Genomic DNA, 3,023 nt, shown 5'->3' with positions numbered 1-3,023 from the left:
CGTAAGCGGTCACTTTAGGTGCGTTAAGCCATAAAATGAATGCTTTTTTATTATCTTTTAAGAAAAAAACATTTGAATTTATGCCCAAGCAGTAACTGTTGCCAGCTGCCATCTATGAGCGAGTAAGTCTACCAATTTGTCCTTTGCCGTTTTCTTGATCCTGCGGAACACATCACAAAGATACTCCACAGGATCCAAATTGTGCTTACGGATATTGGCAAAGTGGGACATCAGGCGAGCAAAGCGCACACCTGATTCCGGACTGCCAACAAAATAACTATTATTGCGATACTTCGCTATTCTTCTAATCTGGCGCTCACATACATTGTTCGAGAGATCAAGACTACCATCCTCTAAACAGCGCAACATACAAGGATATTCAGTAAGGGCATAGTTCACAGCCTTGAGAAGTTCGGGTTCTTCCTCCTTCTCAAGGTTCTTTGCCAATTTATCCAAATATGATTTCAAGTCATTAAGCATAGGAGCTATGCGAAGTACTCGCTCTCGCCGAATGTCATCAGGATTTGAGAACCCTGCCTTTATCAGCTTGTCCTCACGGAAGATTGCATCAAACAACTTCAATATCATCATGGCATCTTCCGAAAAATCCTTCAATTTGAAGAATGGTCTTCGCATATGAACCAAACAGGCTATTCGTTGTATTAACTCTCCAACATCGTAGCACTTATAGATAGGTGCGCCATCACTATGGAGGTAAATTTTCTCCATCACGTCTTCAAAGTACTTCTTGACTGCCTCCTGGGTTCTACGACCACGTTCATGGAACACGAACTGGGTCAGACCTAACATTGGCGCATAGTAACAGAATATCCAACGCTTGAAGAAGTGAAGTTCATCCTCCACATCCTCAATCGTCTCACCCTTACCAGGCAATCTCTGGTCTTTACAACCCAATGTAGATTCATCACCATGGACGTTGCCAGAAGCGATGATTTCCTTATGGAGCGGATCATCCAATGGCTCCAGTATATTGGCACCGATTTCAATCCACCCCATAATCGTCGAATGAGCATAGTTCAAGCCCATACCTTTCAGCCATGCCTCGATATCTCCGATTGTCATATGATAATAGAAATGCATCGTCAATATCTGGGCTATCAACGACTCCGTTGCCCATGTTCTGCCCATACAGTTCTCGTACTCTTTAGGAAGATTTACATGATAGCATTTACCCTTGGAATCCTTATATTTCTTGCGACGGATAATATAAGTACGGATAAAACCTTTCACATAAGTATGACGGACAGATACATCCTCTCCTATTTCAACGACATCGGCAGGAAGGTTGGCTGGTTTGAGAACAATATCATTATTGCCGCCTACAGCAGCAGCAATAAGTGGCTGCTCACGTCTAGGCTTCTTGACGCCTTTCATATCCTTATGCTCCTTTAACGTCTTAGCGATAGTGACAATCTTTTCCTCTGGGACATCCTCACCATTGAGATCCAAGTCATCGGCATTTTCTGTCTGCTGGCTACCATGGTGGAATTTTCCAGACTCGGTATGCTGCCCATAGGCTGTAACCTGAAGATTTGCCTTTTGCTGTTCGCTAGATTTCAATTTTGCCTCTGGTGACATTGTTGAATCCGAGTTTGAGTTACTTGGCATTGTGGTTGTCGGATTATCCCCATCATTTATGCCTTTCAACTGATTTATCTCATTCTGCTTAGCTGCCAAGCGAGCATTGAAATCAGAAGTAAGTTTCTCCAACTCACTAGCATATGTTTCCTTTAGTTTTTGTTCACGTGCCTCAAACTCAGCACGCACACCCGCAACTACAGCTTCACGAAGAGAGTCTGAAAGATTAACCTCTCCATTACCAGTCATGAATGCAACAAGTTTTTGCATCATGTCATTCAACTGATCTACCTTTTCACAAAGCTGCTTGTTCAGGTTAGAAACCATAGCCTCAAGCTCCACCACCCGTTTATCACGAGCCTGGAGTTTCTTGCGGAGCAACCTGTTGTCAGCTGCCTCGCTATGCGCTTGCGCACTTATAGCCTGTATGGATTTCTCTTCTGATTTCATACTGCAAAGATACTAAAAATATTTGAGATAACAAAATTATAAAGCATTGAATATCAATATTTTATGTTAAATATTATATATTAAATAGCTTCTTTCAAAAGTTCATTTTCGTCTATTTCCCCTTGAACAGACTCTTCTATATCCATACCCAATTCTTCGTCATTTTCATCATTTAGGTCGTTAAAAGCTACCTTACGGTCTTTTAGAACGATTCCTTCAACCAGATAGACAAAGCTCTCCCATGAGATATGATAGCATCCCTTTTTCTCATCGAAGACTGGCTCAACGAAATGGTTGGAATGGAGAATCTTTTCGGTAAGAATCTCGCCTTGATGATGAAAATAATAGATGCGAACACGATGGCTGTCCTTTGAAAGGAAGATATAAATGTCTCCATTGGTTGGATCACGATGGAGTTGGCTCTTGATATAATTGCGCAAACCAGCATGGCGATAACGCAAGGTTACGGGTTCACTGCACAGATAATAATTAAAACCACTTGATAAACTTAGCATAGTGTTCCCTCCATTTCCTTTATCAGTGAAACCAAAGCTGACTTGGAACAACTACCTATGTGTAAGCTAATCTTACTACCAAAGTTCAACTCTATATCATCAAGCAACAAATCTACATCTTGCTCTACTGGCAAAACTGCTGGTTCTATCGTTACAGAATCTGCAGGTTCTACGACCAGTGGATGCAAGCCCTGCTCTTCATCTGAACTCACAGGCTTGGCACTTGGCTTACGATAAGAATCGTTACGCAAACAATGAAGCATCTTGGTATAGCTTACATTTTGTTCTTTACAGAACCCATGAAGGTTCTTGCTCTTGTACTCAGTTCGAAACTTACGAACCATTGAGGCATAGTACTTGCCTTCTTCGTTTATATTCATTTTGTCCCAAATTTAAAATTCGGGGCAAAGGTATATATTTTTATTAACGTACACAAGACGGCCTAAAGTGACTGCTTAC

The 3,023-nt window shown here is 41.5% G+C and carries 3 protein-coding genes; all 3 read right to left on the bottom strand.

The features are described from left to right. Positions 1-78 precede the first annotated feature (78 nt). Positions 79-2,049 (bottom strand): IS66 family transposase, encoded by a 1,971-nt coding sequence (gene tnpC / locus ACQRBJ_RS15765; RefSeq protein WP_445304194.1) that lies wholly within the window; start codon positions 2,047-2,049, stop codon positions 79-81. An 80-nt stretch (positions 2,050-2,129) separates the two neighbouring features. Beyond that, on the bottom strand, positions 2,130-2,564 hold the full coding sequence (tnpB, locus tag ACQRBJ_RS15760) for an IS66 family insertion sequence element accessory protein TnpB (protein WP_294863238.1): 435 nt from the start codon (positions 2,562-2,564) through the stop codon (positions 2,130-2,132). Continuing rightward, positions 2,558-2,944, bottom strand: a complete 387-nt coding sequence (locus ACQRBJ_RS15755; RefSeq protein ID WP_445304193.1) for a hypothetical protein — start codon at positions 2,942-2,944, stop codon at positions 2,558-2,560. Before ACQRBJ_RS15755 ends, tnpB begins: the two co-directional genes overlap by 7 nt. Between the last annotated feature and the right edge of the window lie 79 nt (positions 2,945-3,023).

The sequence above is a fragment of the Prevotella sp. SGI.167 genome (assembly GCF_050313615.1).
Lineage (GTDB): Bacteria > Bacteroidota > Bacteroidia > Bacteroidales > Bacteroidaceae > Prevotella.
The sequence above is the reverse complement of the archived record's forward strand: the minus strand, read 5'-3'. Positions and strand labels throughout refer to the sequence as shown.